At 47.3% G+C, this 24231-nt stretch carries 28 protein-coding genes and 2 pseudogenes; 19 read left to right on the top strand and 11 right to left on the bottom strand.

Annotated elements, in window-relative coordinates; translation table 11 throughout:
• Positions 1-38 precede the first annotated feature (38 nt).
• On the bottom strand, positions 39-434 hold the full coding sequence (locus tag CW735_RS08820) for a hypothetical protein (RefSeq protein ID WP_100971743.1): 396 nt from the start codon (positions 432-434) through the stop codon (positions 39-41).
• On the bottom strand, positions 421-1038 hold the full coding sequence (locus CW735_RS08815) for a cation transporter (protein WP_015065928.1): 618 nt from the start codon (positions 1036-1038) through the stop codon (positions 421-423). Before CW735_RS08815 ends, CW735_RS08820 begins: the two co-directional genes overlap by 14 nt.
• A 79-nt stretch (positions 1039-1117) precedes the next feature.
• Between CW735_RS08815 and cadR the strand changes: the two genes are divergently transcribed.
• The 11 genes from cadR (at position 1118) to CW735_RS08760 (ending at position 10413) form a co-directional block, all read left to right on the top strand.
• Positions 1118-1507: a Cd(II)/Pb(II)-responsive transcriptional regulator gene (gene cadR, locus CW735_RS08810; RefSeq protein WP_004588587.1), complete on the top strand. Its 390-nt coding sequence runs from the start codon at positions 1118-1120 to the stop codon at positions 1505-1507.
• A 128-nt stretch (positions 1508-1635) separates the two neighbouring features.
• Positions 1636-2400 carry a helix-turn-helix transcriptional regulator gene (locus CW735_RS08805; protein WP_100971741.1) on the top strand — a complete coding sequence of 255 codons (765 nt, stop codon included), beginning with the start codon at positions 1636-1638 and terminating at the stop codon, positions 2398-2400.
• 63 nt (positions 2401-2463) lie between these two features.
• The gene (locus CW735_RS08800; protein ID WP_198521000.1) at positions 2464-3318 is read left to right on the top strand and encodes a sterol desaturase family protein; all 855 of its coding nucleotides are present in this window, start codon (positions 2464-2466) and stop codon (positions 3316-3318) included.
• A 170-nt stretch (positions 3319-3488) separates the two neighbouring features.
• Positions 3489-3941 carry a hypothetical protein gene (locus tag CW735_RS08795; protein ID WP_071980006.1) on the top strand — a complete coding sequence of 151 codons (453 nt, stop codon included), beginning with the start codon at positions 3489-3491 and terminating at the stop codon, positions 3939-3941.
• Between the two features lie 102 nt (positions 3942-4043).
• Entirely contained in the window at positions 4044-5285 is a 1242-nt protein-coding gene (locus CW735_RS08790) for an APC family permease (protein WP_442857508.1), read from the top strand.
• Positions 5286-5608: 323 nt separating this feature from the next.
• A complete protein-coding gene (locus tag CW735_RS19730) occupies positions 5609-5986 on the top strand; it encodes a hypothetical protein (protein ID WP_100971739.1) in 378 nt (125 codons plus the stop codon).
• 102 nt (positions 5987-6088) lie between these two features.
• On the top strand, positions 6089-7897 hold the full coding sequence (locus CW735_RS08780) for a copper resistance system multicopper oxidase (RefSeq protein WP_071980009.1): 1809 nt from the start codon (positions 6089-6091) through the stop codon (positions 7895-7897).
• Between the two features lie 11 nt (positions 7898-7908).
• Positions 7909-8655 carry a copper resistance protein B gene (locus CW735_RS08775; RefSeq protein ID WP_071980010.1) on the top strand — a complete coding sequence of 249 codons (747 nt, stop codon included), beginning with the start codon at positions 7909-7911 and terminating at the stop codon, positions 8653-8655.
• On the top strand, positions 8655-9089 hold the full coding sequence (locus tag CW735_RS08770; protein WP_198033555.1) for a two pore domain potassium channel family protein: 435 nt from the start codon (positions 8655-8657) through the stop codon (positions 9087-9089). Before CW735_RS08775 ends, CW735_RS08770 begins: the two co-directional genes overlap by 1 nt.
• Positions 9090-9111: 22 nt before the next feature.
• A complete protein-coding gene (locus CW735_RS08765; protein ID WP_071980011.1) occupies positions 9112-9621 on the top strand; it encodes a DUF305 domain-containing protein in 510 nt (169 codons plus the stop codon).
• Positions 9622-9660: 39 nt separating this feature from the next.
• Positions 9661-10413, top strand: a complete 753-nt coding sequence (locus tag CW735_RS08760) for a MauE/DoxX family redox-associated membrane protein (RefSeq protein ID WP_100971737.1) — start codon at positions 9661-9663, stop codon at positions 10411-10413.
• 131 nt (positions 10414-10544) lie between these two features.
• Here CW735_RS08760 and CW735_RS08755 read toward each other — a convergent pair whose 3' ends face one another.
• The 4 genes from CW735_RS08755 to CW735_RS08745 all read right to left on the bottom strand — a co-directional run bounded on the left by CW735_RS08755 (position 10545) and on the right by CW735_RS08745 (position 12446).
• Positions 10545-10709 (bottom strand): hypothetical protein, encoded by a 165-nt coding sequence (locus CW735_RS08755; RefSeq protein ID WP_044447465.1) that lies wholly within the window; start codon positions 10707-10709, stop codon positions 10545-10547.
• Between the two features lie 96 nt (positions 10710-10805).
• Positions 10806-11060, bottom strand: a complete 255-nt coding sequence (locus CW735_RS19910) for a hypothetical protein (protein ID WP_232368399.1) — start codon at positions 11058-11060, stop codon at positions 10806-10808.
• 14 nt (positions 11061-11074) lie between these two features.
• Positions 11075-11440 (bottom strand): hypothetical protein, encoded by a 366-nt coding sequence (locus CW735_RS19905; RefSeq protein ID WP_232230483.1) that lies wholly within the window; start codon positions 11438-11440, stop codon positions 11075-11077.
• 4 nt (positions 11441-11444) lie between these two features.
• Positions 11445-12446 carry an ImmA/IrrE family metallo-endopeptidase gene (locus CW735_RS08745; protein WP_071980013.1) on the bottom strand — a complete coding sequence of 334 codons (1002 nt, stop codon included), beginning with the start codon at positions 12444-12446 and terminating at the stop codon, positions 11445-11447.
• Between the two features lie 208 nt (positions 12447-12654).
• Between CW735_RS08745 and CW735_RS08740 the strand changes: the two genes are divergently transcribed.
• Complete coding sequence (locus CW735_RS08740; RefSeq protein WP_100971735.1) at positions 12655-15633, top strand: Tn3-like element ISShfr9 family transposase; 2979 nt, start codon at positions 12655-12657, stop codon at positions 15631-15633.
• 223 nt (positions 15634-15856) lie between these two features.
• On the opposite strand, the gene merR is transcribed toward CW735_RS08740, so the two are convergent.
• The 5 genes from merR to CW735_RS08715 all read right to left on the bottom strand — a co-directional run bounded on the left by merR (position 15857) and on the right by CW735_RS08715 (position 18446).
• Complete coding sequence (gene merR, locus CW735_RS08735; RefSeq protein WP_012517601.1) at positions 15857-16243, bottom strand: Hg(II)-responsive transcriptional regulator; 387 nt, start codon at positions 16241-16243, stop codon at positions 15857-15859.
• A 296-nt stretch (positions 16244-16539) separates the two neighbouring features.
• Positions 16540-16941, bottom strand: coding sequence for a phosphoribosyl-AMP cyclohydrolase (hisI, locus tag CW735_RS08730; protein ID WP_007106064.1), 402 nt, complete (start codon positions 16939-16941; stop codon positions 16540-16542).
• A gap of 99 nt (positions 16942-17040) precedes the next feature.
• Positions 17041-17388 (bottom strand): mercuric transporter MerT family protein, encoded by a 348-nt coding sequence (locus tag CW735_RS08725; RefSeq protein WP_007106065.1) that lies wholly within the window; start codon positions 17386-17388, stop codon positions 17041-17043.
• Positions 17389-17752: 364 nt separating this feature from the next.
• On the bottom strand, positions 17753-18079 hold the full coding sequence (locus CW735_RS08720) for a heavy-metal-associated domain-containing protein (RefSeq protein WP_012517600.1): 327 nt from the start codon (positions 18077-18079) through the stop codon (positions 17753-17755).
• 13 nt (positions 18080-18092) lie between these two features.
• Positions 18093-18446 (bottom strand): mercuric transporter MerT family protein, encoded by a 354-nt coding sequence (locus CW735_RS08715; RefSeq protein ID WP_007106067.1) that lies wholly within the window; start codon positions 18444-18446, stop codon positions 18093-18095.
• A 205-nt stretch (positions 18447-18651) separates the two neighbouring features.
• Between CW735_RS08715 and merB the strand changes: the two genes are divergently transcribed.
• The 7 genes and pseudogenes from merB to CW735_RS08685 form a co-directional block, all read left to right on the top strand.
• Positions 18652-19293, top strand: coding sequence for an organomercurial lyase MerB (gene merB, locus CW735_RS08710; RefSeq protein WP_100971733.1), 642 nt, complete (start codon positions 18652-18654; stop codon positions 19291-19293).
• 567 nt (positions 19294-19860) lie between these two features.
• Positions 19861-20274, top strand: coding sequence for a mercuric transporter MerT family protein (locus CW735_RS08705; RefSeq protein ID WP_040514080.1), 414 nt, complete (start codon positions 19861-19863; stop codon positions 20272-20274).
• Positions 20275-20305: 31 nt separating this feature from the next.
• Complete coding sequence (locus CW735_RS08700) at positions 20306-20623, top strand: heavy-metal-associated domain-containing protein (RefSeq protein WP_040514076.1); 318 nt, start codon at positions 20306-20308, stop codon at positions 20621-20623.
• An 81-nt stretch (positions 20624-20704) separates the two neighbouring features.
• Complete coding sequence (locus CW735_RS20120) at positions 20705-20815, top strand: mercury resistance system transport protein MerF (RefSeq protein ID WP_226993068.1); 111 nt, start codon at positions 20705-20707, stop codon at positions 20813-20815.
• Entirely contained in the window at positions 20803-21183 is a 381-nt protein-coding gene (locus CW735_RS08695; RefSeq protein WP_442857507.1) for an FAD-dependent oxidoreductase, read from the top strand. The genes CW735_RS20120 and CW735_RS08695 overlap by 13 nt, the downstream gene beginning before the upstream one ends.
• 59 nt (positions 21184-21242) lie before the next feature.
• Positions 21243-21434, top strand: a pseudogene (locus tag CW735_RS08690) (transposase); the annotation flags it as partial.
• Positions 21435-21730: 296 nt separating this feature from the next.
• Positions 21731-24193 (top strand): annotated as a pseudogene (locus CW735_RS08685) (Tn3 family transposase); the annotation flags it as partial.
• Positions 24194-24231 lie beyond the last annotated feature (38 nt).

Raw genomic sequence — 24231 nt, 5'->3', positions numbered from 1 at the left:
ATGGAAAGCACCCATGCAAACATATAGGAGGGAATGGATTAATGTTGAGGTGGGCGCAAAAGGCCTTCGACTAGGCCGTCAGTGACGTTGCGGGAATAACTGTATTGATTGGTATATAACGGTTTAGATACGTCATTTATTGGGTGTTGTGCCAGAAGCTTCATCTGTCCACATTGACACAGCACACAATGGACACACTTAGACTCTTCACTCGACGTATTATCACCAGCATTTACATTTTTTTCGGGAACATCATAAGTGCCTATCGACTTTGATTGTTCAGGGACTGACGATACCTCCGCAGGGTAGTCATCGCATTGAGCGGCGAACGAAAAGCCCGATTGACACATGAGCAAAGTAATAAGTAGCCATGCCAACCTACGCAGTTTTGATGTGCAATTAAAAATTGGCATTTTCTTATCAACTTTGCGCATTAAGCGCTCGCTGTCTTTCATTTCCAGCATCTTCGAGGATCATTTTTGCCCCGCGCAACACAACGCACGAAACTATCACACCGATAACCAGATCAGGCCATCGAGAATCGAGCCAAAACACCAAAACGCCAGCAAAGATAACACCTAAGTTGGCAATAACATCGTTGGCTGAAAATATCCAGCTTGCCCGCATATGCACTTCTTCATTTCTTTGTTTGCGTATGATCACAAGACAAATGACATTAGCAACCAGTGCAACTGCCCCCATAGCCATCATTAGTCCCGATACAGGTTCGCTACCGTAAATTGACCGTCTTACAATATCAATGATAATCAACACACCCAGTGCCATCTGAAAAAAGCCGCTAATTCTAGCCGCATTGGCTTTGTGTAATAGCGATTTACCAATTGCATAAAGGGCAACACCATAGACAACTGCGTCGGCGAGCATATCAAGTGAATCGGCTATTAATGCGGTTGAATCAGCAAGCAACCCGATCCCCATTTCTATAACAAACATTGTCGCGTTTATTCCCAAAAGCCAATACAAAACCTGTCGTTGAGACTGGTCTTTTATTTCAACTTCGCACCCACATCCGCTCATTAGAAACACACTCTTTACTGATGAATAGTATGAGTATAAAGTCTATACTTGGTATAGAGTCAACGGTTAGGAGTAAAAAATGAAAATTGGTGATGTCGCAAAGACGACAGGTTGTAGTATTCAGACCATTCGTTTTTATGAAAAGAAAGGGCTATTGCCTGAGCTCAAGCGCTCAAGTGGAAATTATCGTGTCTACGACAAGGGGACTATTGAACAACTCCTATTTATTAAACAGTGTCGTTCATTAGATATGTCTATCATGGAAGTAAAAACGCTCATGGACAGTCGTTCGAAGCCAGATCAGAGCTGTTCAAATATCAATACGTTAATAGCTAAGCATTTATCAGACGTCATTATTCGCATTGAAGAGCTAAACGCATTAAAGTCATCACTCGAAAATATGGCGTCAAAGTGTGATCAAAACAAAACCATTAGGGACTGTGGCATTTTAAATTATTTACACACTTAAAAGTGTAAGAAGCACACAGTTTCACTGTGCGCGCTCACCTTAACTTGTATCTATCGGCTAACATTCGTCATTTGTGTAGATTTATAAGGCAAAAATCAATAGCCTGAACTTTTGATACTGAGTCAGCCATGCATATTCATTTGTGGCCCTACAAAGCGATTTACATCGGAATCAGTCCTGATAATGATGTTCATGCACATCATGCTGTCCAAATTTGCATTGGTTTAGACAAAGACATCTCGGTTCAAGATTACAAGGCACAAAGTATTCACACCGGACAATGTATTGTGATTTTCGAAGATGTCCCTCACAAGCTTTTTGCGCAGGATGATCAAATTGTAGTCATCTATTTAGAGCCTGAGGATAGGCATAACCAACAATTTCTCACTGCCTTGCGTCAAACCAGGAGTGATGGAATTAATACTCTGCCGCTTACTGGTAAAGAATTGGGATACATTTCTAAGCATCTATTTACTGACGTCGATATCGACAAAGTGTGGAAAACAGTAAATAAAGCGGTAGGGCTAGTCTATAGTCCTGCGCTTTCATCGCGCCCTGAGAATAAACGGGTACGAGCGGTCATCGACATTATTGCTTCGCAGAGAGGTTGTGCAATCGATATGGCGTTTTTATCATCGAAGGTTTTCTTGTCCCCAAGTCGTCTAACACATCTTTTTAAGCAAGAAGTGGGTATACCTATTAGTCGTTTTATTGTCTGGTGGCGTGTGCGCGCCGCAATAGAACAACTGAGTAAGTCAGCAACATTGACTGAGGCTGCCCATGCTTCGGGTTTTTCTGATTTACCTCATATGAGTAAAACGTTTAAACAGCTGTTTGGATTTGCACCTTCCTCGTTATTCAAACCGCACACCATTAAAATTCACAGTAATTAGCCGTTTGATACAAGCCGAATTAAGTTTGACTAGGGAATAATATACGCATCAATAAAAACGCGAATGTGTAAATACTATGAGAACGTTGGTCCAATGGATGTTCAGCCCATTATTTTTTTAAGCTTTATCTTTGCTGCATCCAGTATCTCCCAAAACACAGGATCTGCAGCTTGGCTTATACCCCTGCTTTTATTCGCCATCGTCGTATCTTTTGCAGCTGAGAAATGGTTACCATATGAAAAAGCATGGAATACACCGCAGGGCGATTTCGGGCGAGATATAGTGCATGCCATTGTCAATGAAGGCTCTTTGGCTCTCACGGTCGCGTTTATCCCAATAATGACCGCGATAGTGCCCCACTTCAGTATTTGGCCACACCATTGGCCACTACTAGTACAACTTGGCTTTGCCATCATCGTCGCTGACTTTGGGATAACGATGGCACATTATTTTAGTCATAAATACAAAGTGCTTTGGCGCTTACACGCGGTTCATCATAGCATCAAACGAATGTATGGGTTTAATGGGCTATTGAAGCATCCCCTTCACCAAGCGATTGAACTAAGTGCAGGTACACTCCCATTACTTTTGATAGGTATGCCCTTAGAAATAGGCGCATTGTTAGGGTTTATTGCTGCCATACAGTTGCTGTTGCAACACTCTAACGTTGATATGCGGCTTGGCCCGCTAAAATATGTTTGGGCTGTTGCTCCAGGTCACCGACATCATCACGTAAAAGACGGTACCAAAGGTGACGTTAATTTTGGGTTGTTTACACATTTATGGGATCACCTCCTTGGCACTTTCGTCACCAATTCTAATGAACGACCCTCACCACGTGATGGGGAGCTAGGAATTGGTAGTCAACCTAATTACCCACAAAATTATATCTCGCAGCTTTTTCAGCCTTTTAAGTGAAAGATTTAGCTTTTGGTTTTCTAATCAACTGCTCGACAATTGCTGCTCCAGAATATTATTCATGAGGAATATTACAAACATGTAATCAACCAGTAATAGCAGCGTCATGAGTTAATTACTTATGTTCGGTATCCTAACTTAGCAGTTATCGTTATTTCGAGGAAAAACAAATGCAAATTGAGCAATTCAGTGACATTTTAGAGTGGACAGCTAATTACCATAAGGCTCTCGCTGAACAACTGTATTGCTGTTGTAAGAAGACAGATTTGAACAAACTTGTACTCGATTATCTCGCAATGCATGAAAACCACCTAAGTAAGCTGATCTTAGCCTTCAAAAACTTAGGTAAAACCGGAGAATTGGATACTTATTTTGTTGAGTACATAAACGATAAGCCTGACATACCTTTACTGTGTCCGCCTAACCTAGATGATTGCACTACTTATGAACAGGTCATAGAGCACGTTATGAAGCGCCATCAACAAATTATCGAATTATTTTCGTATCTAAGGAAGCAAATGGTCGTTGGGCATCAAATAGAACTACTTGATTCTATTTTAGAAACCGAACAACAAGAGATTAAAATAATGGCACATGGTATTAACCGAGCGCACGAATTATAAGCCTTTAATTGGATTCATAAACTATGGAGTGAGGTTGTGAGGAAGCACCAACACAAGTCAAATTACAAAGAAGGAAGTCTCAGTCTTATTGGCGCGGTTGCAATGGGTACAGGTGTCATGATCGGTGCAGGTATCTTTGCTTTGACCGGACAAGTGGCTGAATTGGCCCGCGAGTGGTTCCCATTAGCCTTTATCATAGCGGCAATGATCACATCAGCAAGCGCGTATTCCTACGTGAAGTTATCCAATGCTTATCCTTCTGCAGGAGGGATTGCCATGTTTTTACAAAAAGCTTATGGCAAGGGGACTGCCACTGCGGTTTTTGCATTACTCATGTACTTTTCAATGGTAATTAATGAAAGCCTAGTTGCGCGGACATTTGGTCAATATACCGTACAAATAATTGATACAAAACCCAACGAGTGGTTAGTCCCAGCATTAGGTGTAGCAGTATTGATCTTTGCCTTTTTCATAAACATTATGAGTAACAAGGCTATCCAATCTATTTCATTTGTAATGGGAATCGCCAAAGCTTTAGGATTGGCGGTGTTAGCGGCTGGAGGAATATATGCGGCCCAAAGAGGGGTTGTTGAGACTTTTGTTCAAACGACCGACGCTTCGTTTGTTGACTTTCTGGGGGCCGTCGCGCTAGCCGTATTGGCATTTAAAGGTTTTACTACGATAACAAATAGTGGCGGTGAAATCGAAAATCCACGTAAAAACGTGGGTCGCGCAATAGTCATTTCAATTGCGATTTGTATTTTCATATACCTATTAGTTGCCGCAGCAGTTGGAACAAACCTATCAATCCAGGAGATCGTCGCAGCGCGCGATTATGCATTGGCAGAAGCAGCAAAACCAGCCTTCGGACAATATGGACTTTGGATAACAGTCGGTTTTGCGATAATTGCTACCGTGTCAGGCGTCATCGCAAGTGTATTCGCTGTATCGCGTATGTTAGCGATGCTAACTGACATGGAGCTTGTACCACACAGCCATTTTGGTATGCCAGGAAATATCCAAAAACACACGCTGGTATATACAATAGTCCTTGCTATGACGTTAACGATATTTTTTGATTTAAGCAGAATCGCTTCTTTGGGTGTGATTTTCTATCTGCTGATGGATATTGCGATTCACTGGGGCGTACTAAACTACCTGCGTAAAGAAATTTCTGCCAACCGGTTTATACTGTTAACCGCCATTACATTAGATTTAATTGTACTGATAGCTTTCATCGTCGTTAAGGTGAAAACGGATAGCATCGTAATTTGGACGTCATTAGCGGGCTTGTTTCTGATAATTACCGCAGAGAAGCTTTATCTTAGCCGCAAAAGAAAATGATCTTACTGTTATATAGATAGGTAACTGAGGTCTGCATAACTCTTTTCCACATTCTGATTTTAGTAGAAGTAATCTCACACTAAATTGTAATCCGTATTTTCCGACGAATGAAAATCGTTACTTTATTCAGCTTATTGATTGATAATTGTAACAGCAATATCACGTATTAAAGAACTTATGGCACAAATATTGGATTGTCTTAGGTAAACCGTAAATACATACTAAGCAAACGGCATAAGCCATCTGACGCTGTAAATGTTATGCGCGGATAGGTAATTTTTACACTGTGTCGAATTGCAGCTATTAAAGGATTGTAAATTTAGATGACTCACGACGACCACACGACAATAGCTTTAAGTACACTTATCAAGTGCTTGATGCTTATTGCAAGTGTGACTTATGGTTCATCTGTATTGGGTTGCGAAAGTGAAGGTACTGGCAACATCTCATCCATGAAGGGAACACCGGAAATTGAACAAGCAAAGCTGCATGTTCAAATGCACATTGAAGATAATGTTGATGAGAGCTGTCATGAGGAGTGCTGCACAGGATCTTGCGATTGTTCTCATGGAAATTGTTTTACAATTTGGCTACTGACCGGCAATTATCACTACAAAATTAAGTCATTTGATTATGTTTTCTCATTATTCGAAGGTGATTTACTACGGTCTCCTCCTTCTAGATTGCTTAGACCCCCATAGCATAAGCCCGTTCTAGTTTTAACTACGAAAACTCGGTACATGCTCGGTCCGTTTTAACGTAAGCATGTGTCTGAATCTATCCATCAAATTAGAGAACAATTTATGTTAAACAAATTAAATAAAGATAGGCGCAGATTCGTTAAGTCTGCCGCTTTGACATTAGGTGGGACAGCGCTTTTACGTCAAATTTCACCAGCCTGGGCTAATCCAGAGGGCTTATCTCATGCTGGGCAAGAGTTAAAACCAAGTTTTGGAAACAACGTTGTCAGCGGGGAAAACATCAATATGATGATTAGCAGGCAGCACAAGCGTATTGCAAGCGCACCTGGCCTACCAATTACAATTAATGGTTCGTCACCGGGCCCGTTAGTGCGTCTAAAAGAAGGTCAGCATGTCACTATAAATGTAACTAACAACTTGCTTGAAAGTACGTCAATCCACTGGCACGGATTGATACTCCCTTACACGATGGACGGTGTACCTGGCGTATCGTTTCCCGGTATCGCCGCTGGCAGTACCTTTACCTATGAATTCGATATTGAACAAAACGGTACATATTGGTACCACAGTCATTCAGGTCTTCAGGAGCAGCTTGGGCACCTTGGTCCCATGGTTATTGAACCAAAAGACGGCGACATCGGTGCAGATCGGGAGCACACCATTATTCTCAGCGACTGGACCTTCGAAGATCCGCATGATGTTTTCCGTCACCTTAAAGTTGCTGAGGGCTATTATAATTATCAGCAACGTACAGTCGAAAACACGATTAAAGATATTAAGAGCCAAGGACTGATCAATACGGTCAAAGAACGAGCAATGTGGTCCCGTATGCGCATGAACCCAAGAGATATACTCGATGTAACTGGCGCGACCTATACATACCTGATGAACGGCCGTGACCCACAAACAAACTGGACTGCATTGTACAAACCCGGAGAAAGCATACGCCTTAGGCTTATTAACGGGTCAGCAATGACCTATTTTGACTTCCAAGTTCCCGGGTTGGATCTGACAGTTGTTGCAGTAGATGGTCAGCCTGTTAAGCCAGTAACAGTAGGTGAAATACGGATCGCTGTTGCAGAGACCTATGATGTCATCGTAAAACCCAAAGATACTAAAACCTATACTATTTTTGCACAAAGCATGGACAGAAGCGGCTATGCCAGAGGCACATTGGCAACATCTGTCGGCAAAGAAGCAAGTATCCCAGCACTTCGCCCAATGCCTGAATTAGGTATGGATGCTATGGGGATGTCGGGAATGGATGAAATGGCTAACATGGATTCGATGGCCGCTACGAACAACAAGGAGACTTATGGTGACCAAGAAAATCACGGCCCTAATCATTCGATGGCAGCGATGCAGAACAAGGTAGTTCCTGTGGATGGAATTCCTATTAAGCACTCACCGGACGGCCACGGACCAGGTGCGTCTATGATTGCCAAAAACCCGGTCAGCCGACTAGACGACCCTGGAATAGGGTTTGATGGGGTTTCTCACAAGGTACTTGTTTATTCAGACCTTACAGGTGCCAAGCAGTGGCCAGATAACCGTGAACCAACACAAACCATCGAACTGCATTTGACCGGTAACATGGAAAGATACATGTGGTCTTTTGATGGCAAAAAATTCACTGAAGTGGATAAGCCCGTTCATTTCAAGTACGGGGAACGCGTGCGCCTTATTCTTGTCAATGATTCGATGATGTATCACCCCATCCATCTTCACGGTATGTGGATGGAGCTAGAAAATGGTAACTCCCCTTCCCCCCGTAAACACACGATCAGTCTCAAACCGAGCGAAAAAGTCTCTTTACTGATCAGCGCTGACGCACCCGGAAATTGGGCATTTCATTGTCACCTTCTATATCACATGGACGCTGGTATGTTCCGCGTTGTAAACGTTTCTTAAGGGGTACCTTCATGAATTTACGAATTATATTTGGACTAATAATACTTACCGTAACACTTCGTAGTGTCGCACAAGAAACACCTGAAAGCTGGCCATCGCCTGTCAAAGATACACTTAATGGTATTGTTCTATTTGACAGGCTAGAAGTAGCGCGCAACAACCGTGAGGAGAACATCGCGGTTTGGGATATGATCGCATGGTATGGAGGCGACACGTACCGTCTTTATTTTAAAAGTGAAGGTGAAAATAAACAAAACGATGGGGAGCCAACGGATATTGAAAGAGCTGAACTGCTTGCTAGTCGCTTAATTGCACCTTTTTGGGAAATTCAGGTTGGAATTGGTGCCCGTGGCGAATTGACGAGTGACAGTAATATGGAAAATTATGCTGTAGTTAGCCTTTTTGGAATGGCTCCCTATCAATTTGAAGTAGATAGTTCACTTATTATTAACGAAGACGGTGATGTCAGTGTTTCAATGGAAGCCGAGTATGACTATCGCATGTCACAAACCTCATATTTGCAACCGCGAATATCACTGTCTGCTTCACTTTCTGAGTCAGAACGGTTTGATAGACCTTCTGGGTTTAATTCAATTCGTGTTGGCTTACGCTATCGAATGGAGGTCTCACGGGAATTTGCCCCGTATATTGGTGCTTATTGGTCTAGAGCCTTGGGAGCGTCAGCGGATAATCTACGTGGCATAGGCGATCCTGTTCATGAAACGGGTGTGGTTCTCGGTGCCCGTGTGTGGTTCTAATGCCTGAATTATCCCAACAGTTTATGGCGATACTAATTCAGTTATCAATAGCATTATTAGCAATTACCGCAAGTGCAATTAGCCATTACCGCATATTGCAGTACTTGACGAAATTCATAGCCCGCCTTCGTAATGGAGCACGCGGTTTAATTGTACTTTTTTGTGGGATTACAGCGTCTCAATTGCTAGCAGCTCTGTGGTTCACGTTTGCTTTTAAAGTGTCCATAGCAATGGGTCTAGGGAACGTAAATGGTGGCAGCCTAAACCAATTTATTGAGCTTTTCTATTTTTCCCTAATCAACCTGACCACGCTTGGACTTGGCCAGATTGAAGCGACTTCTCATTTGAGATTTCTTGCTGGAATAGAAGCAATGACTGGCTTTTTACTGGTGAGCTGTTCAGCCTCTGTTTTAATTAAATACATGAAACATTAATCTAGAATTCAAGGAATTAAACATGACTAAATATACTAAATTTTTCGCAATGATACTTACCTCTACCGCCTTTATGTTGGTTATGATGTACTTCAATTCATATTCAATTGAGCATGTTTTCTTTAGCGAGACTCGCTTATACATGGCTATCTACATGGGGGCGATGATGGCGGTCATCATGCTGCTATTTATGCTGCCCATGTATGAAAGCAAAATAAAAAACGTTTCAATTTTAATAGGCAGTGTCGTTATTTTTTGTTTGGCGCTATTTTTGGTGCGATCGCAAGCTACCATTGAAGGTCGCGCGTGGATGAAAGCAATGATACCTCACCACTCTATTGCGATCTTAACCAGTGAGCGTGCAAATATTGATGATGTCCGAGTTCAAAAATTGGCCGAAGAAATTATAAACGCTCAAGAGCGCGAGATTAAGGAAATGAAATGGTTAATCTCAGATATCAATAAAAATGGCATTGTGTCCTCAGCGAATGAGGCAATTCAGCGCCCTGTCCCCGATTTTAGTAAAAAGTAACAACTATCTTTTATTATTATTTTATACCGGAGAACAAACATGAGTAAATCTGCAACGCTTTACAGAATGCATACGAAGGGGCACATTTGCCCCTATGGTTTACGTTCAAAAGACCTGTTGGAAAGAAAAGGATATAAAATCGACGATCATAAACTTAGCTCTCGTGAAGAAACAGATAAATTTAAGGAAAAACATGGCGTTGAAACAACACCTCAAACATTTATTGAGGAAAACCGTATTGGGGGATATGACGAGCTAAGGGAGTTTTTTGATATGGGAGAAGCGGGGCAGACTGGCACAACCTACACGCCGGTTATTGCCATTTTTGCGACCGCATTTCTAATGGCGTTAGGTATTGTATTCGCGCACGCCGGCACAATTGGGTCACTTTCGACAGTTACAGTCATCGAAGTCTTTGTTGCACTTAGTATGTCGATTCTTGCGATTCAAAAATTACGCGATTTATATGGCTTTACTAATTCTTTTATTACTTATGATTTACTAGCGATGCGCAGTGTGCGATACGGTTACGTTTATCCATTTGCGGAAGCGTTCGCTGGGATTGGTATGCTTGCCGGAATATCAGGCTATGTCGTTGGCCCCGTATCTCTCTTTATTGGAACCATTGGTGCAGTATCGGTATTTAAAGCTGTTTACGTAGATAAACGCGAGTTGAAATGCGCTTGCGTCGGCGGAGACAGTAATGTTCCCCTCGGTTTTGTTTCGCTTACTGAAAATTTGTTTATGATTGGCGCTGGAATTTGGATGCTTTATCAAGCAATTGGAGCTTAAACATTGGGTGTTGCTCTAACACCTATTGATGAAGCCACAATCACTTTCCAAATTGCTCTAAAATACTTTATGCGCCCATTTGCCCGCAATGGGAAAATAGGCGCTTCCAGCGGCCAAAACTTGCCACGTTTTTAATCGTCACTCTTTGTCGAGAATGCTTTGAAAGCTTTTTCTAGCGAATCTTCAAACTTCTCTTTGTTACAACCCCCGTCTTCACTTTGTTTGGTTTCGTTGTCTGTTGGTTTAATGGCTTGATTTGGCGTGTTCGTGACTTGGAGTAAATCGGTATTTAGCATCGTGGAAACCCTTCTGTTCGCGTTGATCTCATTAAAAACTGGTGTGCCGGATAACACACACATTATCTAAAGCAAATAACAGGCCAAATGTCCATGTTAACAAATGTTTGGGGTTGACCCGAATGACAGTAAACTGCACTGAGAACGAATGCTTTCTATGTAGCTTTTCAAGGCGTCGTCTACCGACGCTATGTCACGAAAACATATATCAATCGCTTTATCTACATGTGGACGAGATTGGATACTTGCAATAACCTGATCTTTATCACCACACATCATAAGCAAACGGATAGCCTCTTCCAAGACGAGCATATGGCAACCTTCCATTGCTAATACACCGTTATGTTGCATTCGGTTAACCGCCTTTAAAGCTCTTTATCACCCGTAAAAAGGTTTGATGGTTTGTTTTCTTGAGCGCCAAACGTGAGAATAAGATCTCCTGCGTCAAGGTGAGGGGTACGAAGTTGTGCAATAACATCAAGGGCTTGCTCGTCGGAGATTGTGACAGGTTCGCTGTGAGATACAAAATAAAGAATACTTTGTATGTGCGCCGGTTCGAATCCCATTTTATTCGCTCTTGAAGGGGTGTGTATGCCCGCAACATATGGCAATGCATTAAGGTAACGGAACACATAGCTGTGATGAGTAAACAGGTCGACACAGTCAGTCAATAATGCATAACGTGCCAATTTAAAAATGACATCGTTATCCGTAAAAATATTAATTTTCACTATGCTACCCAGACTGCATACTCATTAGATACTCACTATCCTCTGAACGCACGTCTAGCTGCTGCATTGCCTCAGCACATGAAAATTGTAATGTCGCTATGGCGTTTCCCTTTTCTAAAAACCGCATCGCTTGCTGAGTCAAAATCCAATCTCTTGTTTCGCGCCCATACGTCAATGCAAAGTGCCCAGCACTGACGCCGCTCGCTTGGCTTGAACGCTTAGCCTGAATAGCCAATTCAGCAGGTCGACTCAATCGCCCAAGTCGCTTTACCATTGAAACAATATCTGTCTCTTTGCGCAGCAGTCGAAGCGCATACGCATCGGCTTCGTCTTCCTGTGGGTCGGTCTCAACTTCTAATGATTCCCCTAATTCAGGTAACACTGAATCCGTTAAGCTTCCATCCTGCGTGAGGTGATCACACATGATATGCCCAAGCACATGTAACAATACAAAAAGCTGCGTAGAGGGACTCTTGTGTTTATGACCCAGTACGGTGGCATAATGCTCATTAGAGCGCATCACCATTCCCGCAGGTCGTGCAATATTGGTTGGAAAGCGAGACACATGAATGACTGGTATATGGCAAGCCCAAAAAATTGGCAACACGTTGGCTAATGTGAGTTCCCCTAATGAGTCCAACGACTGTTGTAAACGGATAAGATCGGGTGTGCAGTGATTGTACTCGAGCACTGTGATAAGTGTATTTGCCACCGCTTGACATAAAAAAGTTGCGTCAGACAATTGTTGAATATCGATATGAGCGCGCTTTTTAAATTGTACCGTGTAAGCAGCGGGTAAAAATGATACGTTGCCATCGTTGACTGAGACACTTAATCCTAATCGTTGATCAAGTACTTTGGCAAACTGTAAAAAACCTGAGTTGCTTTGTAATAATGCATCATCCCACCACGCAGGCAGCACTCTATTGAGGGTAGCCCTACTAATGCCGACATCTCGGATCTGTTTGTAAACCGCCGACTTCGACGGAAGCTTGAATGCGGTCATCTCGCCCCCAATGTCATTATTATTGCTCAAGTTTACATGAGTGTGCCGCCAATAACAGCCTCCCCAATTGGGGTTCTAGGGATTTTCCCCTCTAAAAAGACATAATCCTCTGTAGACCACACCAATAAATGGCTGCGGAGGTGGGTTACTACTTATAAGTGTGGCAAATTAGGTAAATATCGTACATTTAATACGGAACAGCCCTGATATGGCCATCAAAAACGAAATTACTATTCTCACGAGAGCAGAACAGGCAGATCTTTATTCCCCACCCATTTTTTCAATCGAAGAACAACGTCTGTACTTTTCTCTGAACGATGCGGAATTGGCAGTTTTTCGGTCAATTCGTCTCAGAGCTCATAGATGTTACTTTGTCGCGATTTTGGGATACTTCAAATCAAAGCCCGTCATCCTAGATATCGCTTACTCGCAGGTTTCTAAGGATTTAATGTTCATCAGTAAAGAGCTGCTTGGCGGCAAGGGGCTCAGACCATTCACTCCCTCACAAAAACAAAAAGATCGACTCTACGCAAAAGTATTAGACCTTGCTGGTTATCACAAATGGGACGAAAGTCAGCACTTCAATTCTCTTTTCGACCACCTTGTTCAGGTGGGCAATGCCTGGCTGGAGCCGCGTTACCTCTTTGATACTGCTATTGAATTCCTAACCAGTCACAGCATTGCTATCCCTAGGTACACCGTACTCCAGAGACTGATAAGCAGAGCGATGCAGCAGGTCAGAAAAGACCTGGCGCACCAACTTAATCAACTCACCAGTCCTGAACTTCACGTCTTTCTGGACAGCATAACAGCCATTGATGACGGACTAAGCCTGAACCAGCTCAGAGGCGGTGCAAAAAGTCTGACCGTACCTGAACTTAAAAAAGAGCTTGCCCTTTATCATCAGTTAGCGCCATGGCGCACGCAAATCAATGGCGTTATCGATGGGCTTAATCTGTCTCTTAAAAATCGACAACACTTCGGTGAGCTCATCAACTATTACGGCAGTAAACTCAAACGATTCAAACGCGCACAGCAGCATCTATGGTTGCTATGTCACCTGACAGAGCGGATACAACTGGCACTGGAACGGTTAACTGATGGGTTCATTTACCATATCCGCAAGCAACAAGAAGCTGCCAACACCTTTGCACAACAAGCAGTGTTCCTGTCCTGGCAGTCAGCCGCGGACAATGTCACAAAAGCGGCAGAGTTACTGCATCTGTTTGTGGATGAGAACATTGATGATAATCAACCCTTCTCAGTAGTCAGACAACAGGCATTGAAGGTCATGAATGACAGGGATATCCAGACCCTCTGCCTTTACCTGAAAAAACAGAAACGGACCGTGGAAGAGTACCAGTGGCAACATTACGATGAACAATGCAATCTCCTGAAGCAACTGTTAAGGCAGGTGTTCTTGTGCCTTGATTGTGAGGCCGGTAAAGGCTCAGAAGCCGTCGTCGCCCAACTTCAACAGATTCAGACGGAAATCGCATCCGGTGGACCACTGAAGACGATGGATACGTCGCTCATCCCGAAAAAGCACCTCCCATGGTTGGTTAAACAGGATAACGTTAACCCGCAACGTTACGAATGGCTGCTCTACCGCCAGTTGACTTCGCGACTGAACGGACGCATTTATTTGCCAAATGTTACCAAATACCGCGCACTGGAAGACGACCTGATCCCCCAGACATCGCAGGATACCTTGCTGGCCTCATCAACACTGGACAGACTAAAACAGCCCGCAGAGTTATTGTTACAGGAGCAACAACACCGGCTGGAAAGTGCGCTCAAAGACGTTGCTCTCCATATTGATGAGGGAGACAATCGAAATGTGATCATGAAAAATCGTACCGGTACCCGCTGGCGTCTGCCGACCAAAAGCGCTACATCTCTGGTCAACAATCCCTTTTTTAAGCGAATGCAACCGGTCGATATCGCGGATGTACTGCGGTATGTAGAGCGCGAAACCGGGTTCATGAAATGTCTGACTCATGTACTTCCGATACAAAAACAAGGGTTCACTCATCAGGATGATTTACTGGCCATTCTGATTGCCAACGCCACTCACCGTGGTGTGTATGGCATGGCGCAGATCTCCGATCGAAGCTATGAACACCTGAGTACGGTGCAGGCCAACTATATCCGGCCTGAAACGCTGCATGATGCCAGCGATGTGATCAATAATGCGGTTGCAGCGCTACCCATCTTCCGCCACTACCATATTCAGGAGGACCAGTTGCATGCCAGTGCGGATGGTCAGAAATTCGAAACCCATCTGGAAACCTTTAAAACCCGGTACTCCTCTAAGTATTTCGGCACCAACAAAGGGATCACGGCCATGACACTGGTGGCCAACCACAGCGCCCTCAATGCTCGGATCATCGGTTCCAACGAGCACGAATCACACTATATTTATGACCTGTTACAATCCAACAGCAGTGAAATCAAACCTGACGTACTCTCGACAGATACACACGGTGTCAATCATGTTAACTTCGCCTTACTGGATCTATGCGGTTACAGTTTTGCACCGCGATACGCGCAGTTCAGTAGTGTCATCAATGATCTGTTTGACGTAACTGAAAATGAACACGGCGGCACCAACCTTGCCCTGAAAAAGCCCATCAGGACGAATGTCATCGAAACGGGATGGCAGGATATTAGGCGCATTCTTCTGTCACTTCAGACAAAGCGAACGACACAGGCAATGCTGGTAAGAAAGTTGTCTGGTTATCCTTCGGGGCACCCGACATTACAGGCGCTGACGGAGTATAATCGACTGGTCAAAGCGCAATATTTACTGGATTACATAGACAATGCCAGTTTGCGGCAGTACGTTCAGCGTGCCCTTAACCGGGGAGAAGCGTGGCACTTCCTGAGACGGGCTATTGCGTCGGTGAATGGCGATCAGTTCCGAGGCAAAAACGAGAGTGAAATCGCTATCTGGAATGAATGTGCAAGATTGCTTGCCAACGCGATCATCTACTTCAACTCCGCGATACTGAGTCATCTGCTGGGACACTTTGAAGCGAGAGGAGATGAAGAGAAAGCGGGTATCACTCGTGCTGTTTCGCCCGTTGCGTGGCAAAATATCAACTTAAGCGGAACGTATAACTTCACTAATACTGGGAAATTGCCCAATATTGGCGAAATAACAAGGCCGATAGTGGATGATTAGGCTCCAAGCTGAAAGTAAACCACCTCCGCAGCCATTTATTGGTGTGGTCTACAGAGGATTATGTCTTTTTAGAGGGGAAAATCCCTAGAACCCCAATAAGTGGTAGGTTAGTTTCTTTTTTTGACACTGCTTACTCCTCGTATAAGTTGTCGATTGAATAAGTCTATGAGCCGTACCAATGTACGGAGTCAAGCGTTATTTGTGACAAAATAAGAAAAAGTCACTAGGGTTGTAGGGAGTCGATAATAGGACAATAACTATCATCGTCATTGCTATTACATTGTGTTAATAACTCCATTAGCGCACTTTCTAACCGTTTCAGGTCTGCCATCTTTTCTTTGACGGTGCTCAACTTATATTCTGCAAGCTCTTGAACCTGTCCACATGGGTGATCATTCAAACTCAAGAGGTTGGCAATTTCATCTAGCGTAAATCCAAGCACTTGTGCGCGTTTGATAAAGCGAATTCGACTCACTGTGTCATCGGGATAGTGGCGGTATCCCACTTCGGGTTTAGTCGGTTGCAGAATTAAGCCTCTACGCTCATAAAATCGAACTGTTTCAACGTTTATATCGAGCTCTTTGGCAACTTTGCTGATACTTCGTGTCATTTTTCACCTCCTCTTTTCACAAACGGTACCTATGAGCTATTTTTACACCCACAAAAATCTTGGATGGTATTATTGTCGACAATTGACCTCCCACTATATAGCTTAGTCCTTGTTAACCGGTATTTGAAAGAGAAAACTAGGCAGGTGTTAGTTAGACCGATATCTGTTTTCCCTCAATGAAAAGTACTAAATTCTGGGGCTTCTGATTAGTTAGGAAAATTATTGGTTGTTCCAATGATGCTCAATGTGAGCTATCACCACATTAAAAGTGACTAAATTAAACCCTGTAGGGCTTACTACTCGATCAGTGTCACCTTATCTTCCCAAAACCTTAGATAGAAACAGCTATGGCGCCTTGTATGGCATGCAAACCCAACTTGGCTTACTTCGGCGAGAAGAACATCGCCATCGCAATCGGCTGCAATGGATTTCACGGTTTGCGAGTGGCCAGAGCTGCTACCTTTTCGCCACAAGCCTTGTCTTGAACGTGACCAGTAGCACATTTTCCCTGTTCTCAGTGTTTCATCTAAAGACTCTTTGCTCATCCAGGCAAACATAAGTACCTTCATTGACTTCTCATCTTGAGCAATCACAGGAATGAGCCCATCGGCATCAAAGTTTAGCTCTGCTATCACCTTGTCTAAGGAATAGCTCGTACCAGCCACATCGTTTTCAATGGATTTAAACCAGTGTTTCATACTACTTACTCGTGTGCGTTCTTAAAAGTGGCCAGCAAGAGAAGTTGCGCGAGTATCTCTCTCGGCTCTCAAAGTACATTGCTTGCTGTGCAATTTTTATTAGGCAAGCAAGACAACCCAATAGTTACTAGTCACTAACACTATGGCAAATAATACGGTTAACCAAAAAATATACTGTCGACGCTTGCGAACTTGAGGCACGGCACATGCATCACCTGGGTTGCAATCCTCAACAGGGCGATAGACTTTCCATCCTGCAAAACCAAGTAATAATATAACGAACAGGATAAAGATGGGCCGGTATGGTTCAAAGAACGTTAGACTGCCAATCCAGGAACCACTGACACCCAGCATGAGTAAAATGAGTGGTCCTGCACAGCAAATGCCTGCGCCTACGGCAGCAATAAATCCGCCAATAAGTGGTAGACTTGTTTCTTTTTGGGACATAACTTACTCCTCGAGTGTTAGTTGATGGAGAAAGTCTAAATGCCGTACTAATGTACGCTGTCAAGTGTTTTGGTGATTGGGGTTCAAGTTAGTACTGTGAAGGGAACGAGGAACAAATTGCTTCTAGCTGAGATTATATTATTACAAATAAAGACTTCAAGTGCCTTTGTAATGCGTTTGAAGTCTTCTGCTTTGGACGGTGCTACTGCCGGCAGAATTTTATTACCCATACTCACGTGGCAAGAAATTCAAATTCATAAGTCATGCAAATGTACACATCGACCTAAAATGCCGAGGTTGCTTTAATAGAGATCATGAAAAAAGCAATGCCTCTCTTAACCTTCCTATTTTCACGGAACTCCTATTATTTTGATACGACCGAGGGGTAGCCTACATTTGTTGTCGCTTTGGTTAGCTGTTCAATACTGACACTATTCTCATGATAGACAACCTTCGCCGTTTTATGGTCAAAATTCACGTCGGCATCTATTACGCCCTCTAAATTGGTTAATGACTTTTTCACTGTAATTGGGCACATGGCACAGGTCATATTTTCAACCGCTAATGTTGCAGTTCTAACGTCCGTACTAACACTTTCCTCTGCCTGAGCGGCATTGAAAGACGTCCCAAGAAGAACGGCAAATATAAAAATATTAAGGTACCGTACGAAATCAGTCGTTATCTTCATCATAAAAATCTCCAAGTTAAGTGATAATAAATTCTGCATAGTAGGGGAAAGTCAGCAACAGCATAATTAGTACTGACACGACCCAAAAAATAATACGTTGATTCCGCTGTACTCTCGGAATTGCACATAGCTCACCTTCATTACATTGACGTGGTGCGATATATAGTTTTCTGAACGTCCACACTAACAAACCAAGCGTTATCAAAATAAATATAGGTCGTACGGGCTCAAACGCAGTCAAGGTACTCGCCCAGCTTCCACCAACACCTAACGTCAGCAAAACCAATGGGCCAACACAACAAACTGAAGCGCCTATTGCAGTTAGACTGGCTACCAAAAGTGACTTTTTGGATTCACTGCGTTGTATCATAAATAGAATTCCATCGTTATTTCCTTCAGTAAGATTGGTACAGCTTTGTAGGTTCTTAGTCAATTATTTGGGTTGAAAATTCACTGCCAGAGTGACCTTTTTCTATTTTAATGCTCTGGGATACTTGACTCAGTACCGTGGTACCGAGTTTATATTCACGCACGTTTGTAACAATCAAACTTAACCATTCTTAAAGGAAATTAGTATGAAACATACCCGCTACCTCACCGAGATTGCAGAAAGTCTGACGCCAGCCAATCAGCCCCAAGGCTTCGGGGAACTGTTCGTCGTCGTGCTGCTGCGTGAGCTTGCCAAGGGGCGTCCAGTTTCACGAACGACGCTTGCCAAGTCTCTCGACTGGCCTGCTCAGCAAGTGAATGCGGTACTCGAACGGACGACTAGTACCGAGTACGATAGTGATGGGAATATTGTTGGTTATGGCCTCACCTTGCGCGAGACTTCGCATATCTTTGAGATTGACGGCCGCCGTCTATACGCTTGGTGCGCACTGGACACTCTGATGTTTCCGGCCCTCATCGGCCAGACGGCGCGCGTGACGTCGCATTGCGCTGCAACCGGGGCGCCAGTTTCCCTCACGGTTTCGCCGAACGAAATCCGGGATATCGCACCGACCGACGCCGCAGTGTCGTTGGTACTGCCGCAGGAAACAGCGGACATTCGTCGGTCATTCTGTTGCCACGTCCATTTCTTTGCATCGGCCGTGACGGCGAAAGATTGGGCCTCCAAGCATGAAGGAGTGGAGATCGTAAGCGTCCAAGATGGCTTCCGCTTGGGCCAAGAGCTTAATCGACATCTGCTGCAGACGATTCCATCGAGAAAATCGTGATTGGATAACGATTCTACAGCTAGGTATTCGCTTCCTAGGTGCGGATTGCACTCTGCGAAATCTACCCGGGTGGCCCAGCAATGCAAACAAAGCCGGTGTCAAATGGTCCCCACACGGAATCTCGTCTGGCCCACTATGCCGGCGTGAGCATCGACCGGCGGGGGCGGGGTCTTGCCCGTCTCGGGCTTGCGCCATCCCGCGCGCGTTTCCCGAGTCGATCGGGTCTTTGGTGGTCGTCCGGTGCAGCGGTTCGTCCTGATCCCTTGGGAACTGCGGTTGCAGGACTGCCCCGCGATCCTGCCTCGCGGCGAGCAGCGCAGGCAAAGGCGACTTTCGCTTCCCGAGATCAAAGCCATGCTGCGGGTTCTGCTTCCGCTTAGAAAGCGCCTTCAGCTCCCGCTGAAAATCAACATTCGATGTAACCGATCGAGCCGCGCTTGCGAACTTATGGTGGTAGGGCGCCTGTCGGCGGCGTCTGGAGCGCGAGGCCGCAGACCTCGCTCTGAAATAACACTTGAACCTGTAGGTGCTACAGGCCACATCTTGAAAAGATCGAGGAGACAAGGAATGAGTGAGTATGTTCGAACGGCCCCGGCGCGGCTGACCGGCAAACCCGAAGCAGGGACGTCGCAGGGCGGGCAAAAACTGTTGATGGCGGGCGGCGTCCTGGCCGCCGTTGGCGCATCGTCCTGCTGCATACTGCCGCTTGTTCTGTTCAGCATTGGCGTGAGCGGGGCGTGGATCGGAAACTTGACTGCGCTTGCGCCTTACCAGCCCGTCTTTGTGGTCGCAGCGCTTGTCTTTCTCGCTGTGGGCTTCTGGCGCGTCTACCGCCAACCGAAGGTGGACTGCGCGGAAGGTAGTGCTTGTGCTCGCCCGGGCGCGAGCCGGATTGCCAAAATCGGGCTGTGGGCTGCGACCGTGCTCGTCTTCGCAGCGATGGCGTTCCCTTACGCTGCGCCGTTCCTTCTCGACCTCTGATGCAACCTTTCAAACCAGGAGACTTGTGACCATGAAGACCTTGATTCGCACTGCAGTGACCGTCGCCGCCTTGACTCTCGCCGGAGGCGCTTATGCCGCCCCTCGGACCGCCACGCTTGCGGTTGAGAATGTGAGCTGCGTCACCTGTGCACCAATCGTAAAGAGAACTCTCTCGCGCATCTCCGGTGTCAGCCAGGTCGCGGTGGTCGTGGAGCGGGACGGTCGGGCCACGGCGACCGTGACCTTCGACGATGAGAAGGTCACGGCGGAGGCACTGGCCCAGGCGATCACGAATGCAGGCTATCCTTCGACCCCGACGGGCGTGAAGAGCGCGGCTCTCGCGCGCTGACGTGACCGCAATGAATAATCGCGCCCTTATGCGAACGGGCGTCATCGGTGCGGTCGCGCAGCGCTCTGCTGCGCGACCCCAATACTTGGAATTGCGCTGGGAACGATTGGGCTTTCGGCGCTGGCGGCCAAGGCCGATTACGTCCTCATCCCTATCTCGCCGATGAGGGTATCAAGGTCGTGGGTGGTCTGACCTACGAGTCCGTCCGTCGGACAGAGAACGGCGTCGCACTCACGTTGGTTCGGGACGGACGCCCTGAGACGCTTGCGGCCGAGCAGATTCTTGTCGCAACCGGTCGCGCGCCGAACACGGAAAGCCTTGGCCTAGCGGAAGCTGAGATCGCCCGGACGCCCGCGGACACCATTGTCGTCGACGACCGGATGCGCACCTCCAAAGTTGGCGTTTACGTGGCCGGCGATGTGACGGGCAAGGACCAGTTTGTCTACATGGCGGCCTATGGCGCGAAGCTCGCGGCAAAGAACGCACTCAACGGCGACAGCCTCCGCTACGACAACTCGGCGATGCCCGCGGTAGTCTTCACCGATCCGCAGGTGGGGTAATCCCCCCACAAAAAGAGCGCGTTTAGAAGTAGATTTTCTACTTAAACAGAAAGCTCTACATGAAGACGTCCCGCTTTACCGACAGCCAGATCATCGCCATCCTGAAACAAGCCAAAGCCGGCAGCCCTGTACCGGAGCTGTGCAGCGAGCACGGCATCAGCAACGCCACGTTCTACGAATGGCGCGCCAAGTTCGGCGGGATGGACGCATCGCTCATGGCACGCATGAAGGAACTCGAGGATGAGAACCGTCCTAATTGCGCCGCCGTGTGGGTGCCGGACAGCCTCATGTACCAGATCGTACTGTTTCCGTTCTCGCTTATCGGTGGCATCTTTGCATCGTGGATGTGCGACGTACTAATGTCGATCTGCTGAGAGTCGGCTTCACTGTACTGTCGGACGCGGGATGGCTCTTTACTGGGTCGACGGATGACAAACATCGCGGCTTAAGCAGGTCGGCGACGGCAGGGAATTATGAGCGGCTAGAAGCGGACTTGTTTCCACATTTACAAGCATAATGTGCGACACTCAGCTCTGCACGGTCATACATGCCAGTCAGCTTTCTCTCGAACGACCAGCGCGAAAACTACGGCCGCTACGTCGGTCCGCCTTCGCCCCACGACCTCGCCCGGTATTTTCACCTAGACGATACCGATCATGCATTGATCGCACCGAAGCGCGGTGCGCATAATCGGCTGGGCTTCGCCGTCCAACTCGCGACGGTGCGCTACTTGGGCACGTTTTTGGAAGACCCGCTGGCAGTGCCTCAGCCCGTGCTGCGGACACTGGCCAAGCAGCTGCGCATCGAAGCGCTGGACAAGGCAAACCCTTACAGCGCCGGCGAGCAGCGCTGGGAGCACGCAACGGAAATTCGCGCTTCCTATGGCTACGTCGAATTCACGGAACCTCTGATCGCCTTTCGTCTGACGCGGTGGCTCTACGCCTTGTGCTGGACCGGCACCGACCGGCCGAGTGTACTTTTCGAGCGCGCCACAACATGGCTCGTGACGCACAAGGTGCTTCTGCCTGGATGTACAACGCTTGAAAGGTACGTCGCGCGCCTGCGTACCCGCGTCGAGGAGCGATTATGGCGCTCGCTTGGAAGTGGGATCAGCCTCGACCAGCAAACGCGCCTCGAAGGCCTCCTCGTATCTTCAGGCGGCAGTCGCAATTCCCCGCTTGACCGCCTGCGCACCGGGCCGGTGGTGGCTAGCAGCCGATCAATGAGCCTGGCGCTGATGCGACTGCAAGCAGTCCGCGAGCTCGGCATCCGTTTGCCCGCCGCTACACGCATCCCAGCAACGCGGGTCGCAGCGCTGGCACGATTCGCGGACGCCGCCAAATCCAGCGCGATCCTTCGCCTACCGGTGCTGCGCCGTCTGGCCACCCTGGTAGCGTTTGTGCACTGTCTCGAAGCATCGGCACAAGATGACGCTTTGGAAGTGCTCGAAGTCATTCTGCGGGAGCTTTTTGGTGACGCCGTGAAGGCCGACAAGAAATCGCGCCTCCGCTCGCTCAAGGACTTGGACGAGGCTGCGGCCACACTCGCCAGCGCCTGTCAGATGCTGCTGGACGACACGGTGCCGGATGCCGAGCTGCGCAAGCAGTTGTTCGCTCGGATTTCGCCGGACGCGCTCGCGCTGGCCCTTGCCGGCGTCAACAAGTTAGTTCGACCGACTGACAATGTGTACTACCAGGAACTGGACGCGAAGTACAAGACCGTGCGGCGCTTTCTGCCGGCGCTGGCCGAGCACATCCACTTTGGCGCGAATGCCGCTGGCGGGCCGTTCATCGCCGCCTTTGCTTGGCTTCGCGCTAACATGATGGTAAAGAGACCCGACAACGACGCGCCACGCGAAATCATCACCAAGCCTTGGCAACGCCATGTGCTGCGCGAGGATGACGCCATCGACTTCCACGCTTACACTTTCTGCGTTCTTTCCGAATTGCGTATCGCGCTGCGTCGGCGCGACGTGTTCGTAGCCCCGAGCTGGCGGTACGCCGATCCACGCGCCGGCCTGCTCGATAGCACTGAATGGGAATCTACGCGTCCGATCATTTGCCGCACGCTGGGCCTCTCGGCGGTACCGGGGCCGACATTGACGGCCCTTGCCGATGAACTGGACCGGACCTACCACGCCGTCGCCGCCCGGTTGCCCGACAATCCGGCCGTGCGGTTTGAGAAGGTGGGCGACAAAAAAGAACTGGTGCTCAGTCCTTTGGACAAAATGGATGAGCCAGCTTCGTTGATCGCGCTGCGCGCCAAGGTCACAGGCATGCTGCCGCGCGTCGATCTGCCGGAACTGATCCTGGAGATTGCAGCCCGTACCCGCTTTACTGATGCCTTCACCCACATATCGGAGCGCACGGCGCGCGCTTCCGATCTGCATGTGAGCATCTGCGCTGTGTTGATGGCCGAGGCGTGCAACACGGGACCGGAACCGCTAACTCGCGGCGACGTATCGGCGCTCAAGCGCGACAGGTTGTCCTGGGTGGACCAGAACTACCTGCGCGACGACACCATCACTGCGGCGAACATCATGCTGGTCGCCGCGCAGGGCCGTTCGGCGCTGGCCAATGTGTGGGGCGGCGGCGAGGTCGCGTCGGCCGACGGCATGCGGTTCGTGGTGCCAGTTCGATCAGTGCATTCCGGGCCGAACCCAAAATACTTCGGCGTCGGTCGCGGTGTCACTTGGTACAACCTCATATCGAACCAGTTTTCAGGGCTGAACGACATCACGGTGCCGGGCACGCTGCGCGATAGCCTGGTCCTCCTGGCCGTCGTCCTGGAACAGCAGACCGACCTTCAGCCGACCCAGATCATGACCGACACAGGCGCCTACAGCGATGTGGTTTTCGGGCTCTTCCGTCTGCTTGGATACCGATTTAGTCCGCGCCTGGCTGACGTTGGCGGGACGCGTTTCTGGCGGATCGACTCGAAGGCCGACTACGGGCTGCTCAACTCTGTATCCGGACACAATATCAGCCTGCAAAAAATCGAGCCACATTGGGGTTCTGGGGATTTCCCCCTCTAAAAAGACATAATCCT

Source organism: Alteromonas sp. MB-3u-76, assembly GCF_002831605.1.
In the GTDB taxonomy this organism is placed as follows: Bacteria; Pseudomonadota; Gammaproteobacteria; order Enterobacterales; family Alteromonadaceae; genus Alteromonas; species Alteromonas hispanica.
The sequence above is the reverse complement of the archived record's forward strand: the minus strand, read 5'-3'. Positions and strand labels throughout refer to the sequence as shown.

Excerpts from the sequence above, each read along its gene's own strand:
- hisI (WP_007106064.1), bottom strand. The coding sequence starts at position 16,941 with ATGAAACACTGGTTTAAATCCATTGAAAACGATGTGGCTGGTACGAGC.
- CW735_RS19730 (WP_100971739.1), top strand. The coding sequence starts at position 5,609 with ATGACTCACGACGACCACACGACAATAGCTTTAAGTACACTTATCAAG.
- CW735_RS08800 (WP_198521000.1), top strand. The coding sequence starts at position 2,464 with ATGTGTAAATACTATGAGAACGTTGGTCCAATGGATGTTCAGCCCATT.
- CW735_RS08805 (WP_100971741.1), top strand. The coding sequence starts at position 1,636 with ATGCATATTCATTTGTGGCCCTACAAAGCGATTTACATCGGAATCAGT.
- CW735_RS08745 (WP_071980013.1), bottom strand. The coding sequence starts at position 12,446 with ATGACCGCATTCAAGCTTCCGTCGAAGTCGGCGGTTTACAAACAGATC.
- CW735_RS08780 (WP_071980009.1), top strand. The coding sequence starts at position 6,089 with ATGTTAAACAAATTAAATAAAGATAGGCGCAGATTCGTTAAGTCTGCC.
- cadR (WP_004588587.1), top strand. The coding sequence starts at position 1,118 with ATGAAAATTGGTGATGTCGCAAAGACGACAGGTTGTAGTATTCAGACC.
- CW735_RS08740 (WP_100971735.1), top strand. The coding sequence starts at position 12,655 with ATGGCCATCAAAAACGAAATTACTATTCTCACGAGAGCAGAACAGGCA.
- CW735_RS08765 (WP_071980011.1), top strand. The coding sequence starts at position 9,112 with ATGACTAAATATACTAAATTTTTCGCAATGATACTTACCTCTACCGCC.
- CW735_RS08755 (WP_044447465.1), bottom strand. The coding sequence starts at position 10,709 with ATGCTAAATACCGATTTACTCCAAGTCACGAACACGCCAAATCAAGCC.
- CW735_RS08715 (WP_007106067.1), bottom strand. The coding sequence starts at position 18,446 with ATGATACAACGCAGTGAATCCAAAAAGTCACTTTTGGTAGCCAGTCTA.
- CW735_RS08815 (WP_015065928.1), bottom strand. The coding sequence starts at position 1,038 with ATGAGCGGATGTGGGTGCGAAGTTGAAATAAAAGACCAGTCTCAACGA.
- CW735_RS08775 (WP_071980010.1), top strand. The coding sequence starts at position 7,909 with ATGAATTTACGAATTATATTTGGACTAATAATACTTACCGTAACACTT.
- CW735_RS08725 (WP_007106065.1), bottom strand. The coding sequence starts at position 17,388 with ATGTCCCAAAAAGAAACAAGTCTACCACTTATTGGCGGATTTATTGCT.
- CW735_RS08790 (WP_442857508.1), top strand. The coding sequence starts at position 4,044 with ATGGGTACAGGTGTCATGATCGGTGCAGGTATCTTTGCTTTGACCGGA.
- CW735_RS08700 (WP_040514076.1), top strand. The coding sequence starts at position 20,306 with ATGAAGACCTTGATTCGCACTGCAGTGACCGTCGCCGCCTTGACTCTC.
- CW735_RS08705 (WP_040514080.1), top strand. The coding sequence starts at position 19,861 with ATGAGTGAGTATGTTCGAACGGCCCCGGCGCGGCTGACCGGCAAACCC.
- CW735_RS08760 (WP_100971737.1), top strand. The coding sequence starts at position 9,661 with ATGAGTAAATCTGCAACGCTTTACAGAATGCATACGAAGGGGCACATT.
- CW735_RS08820 (WP_100971743.1), bottom strand. The coding sequence starts at position 434 with ATGCGCAAAGTTGATAAGAAAATGCCAATTTTTAATTGCACATCAAAA.
- merB (WP_100971733.1), top strand. The coding sequence starts at position 18,652 with ATGAAACATACCCGCTACCTCACCGAGATTGCAGAAAGTCTGACGCCA.
- CW735_RS08720 (WP_012517600.1), bottom strand. The coding sequence starts at position 18,079 with ATGATGAAGATAACGACTGATTTCGTACGGTACCTTAATATTTTTATA.
- CW735_RS19910 (WP_232368399.1), bottom strand. The coding sequence starts at position 11,060 with ATGCAACATAACGGTGTATTAGCAATGGAAGGTTGCCATATGCTCGTC.
- CW735_RS08795 (WP_071980006.1), top strand. The coding sequence starts at position 3,489 with ATGCAAATTGAGCAATTCAGTGACATTTTAGAGTGGACAGCTAATTAC.
- merR (WP_012517601.1), bottom strand. The coding sequence starts at position 16,243 with ATGACACGAAGTATCAGCAAAGTTGCCAAAGAGCTCGATATAAACGTT.
- CW735_RS08770 (WP_198033555.1), top strand. The coding sequence starts at position 8,655 with ATGCCTGAATTATCCCAACAGTTTATGGCGATACTAATTCAGTTATCA.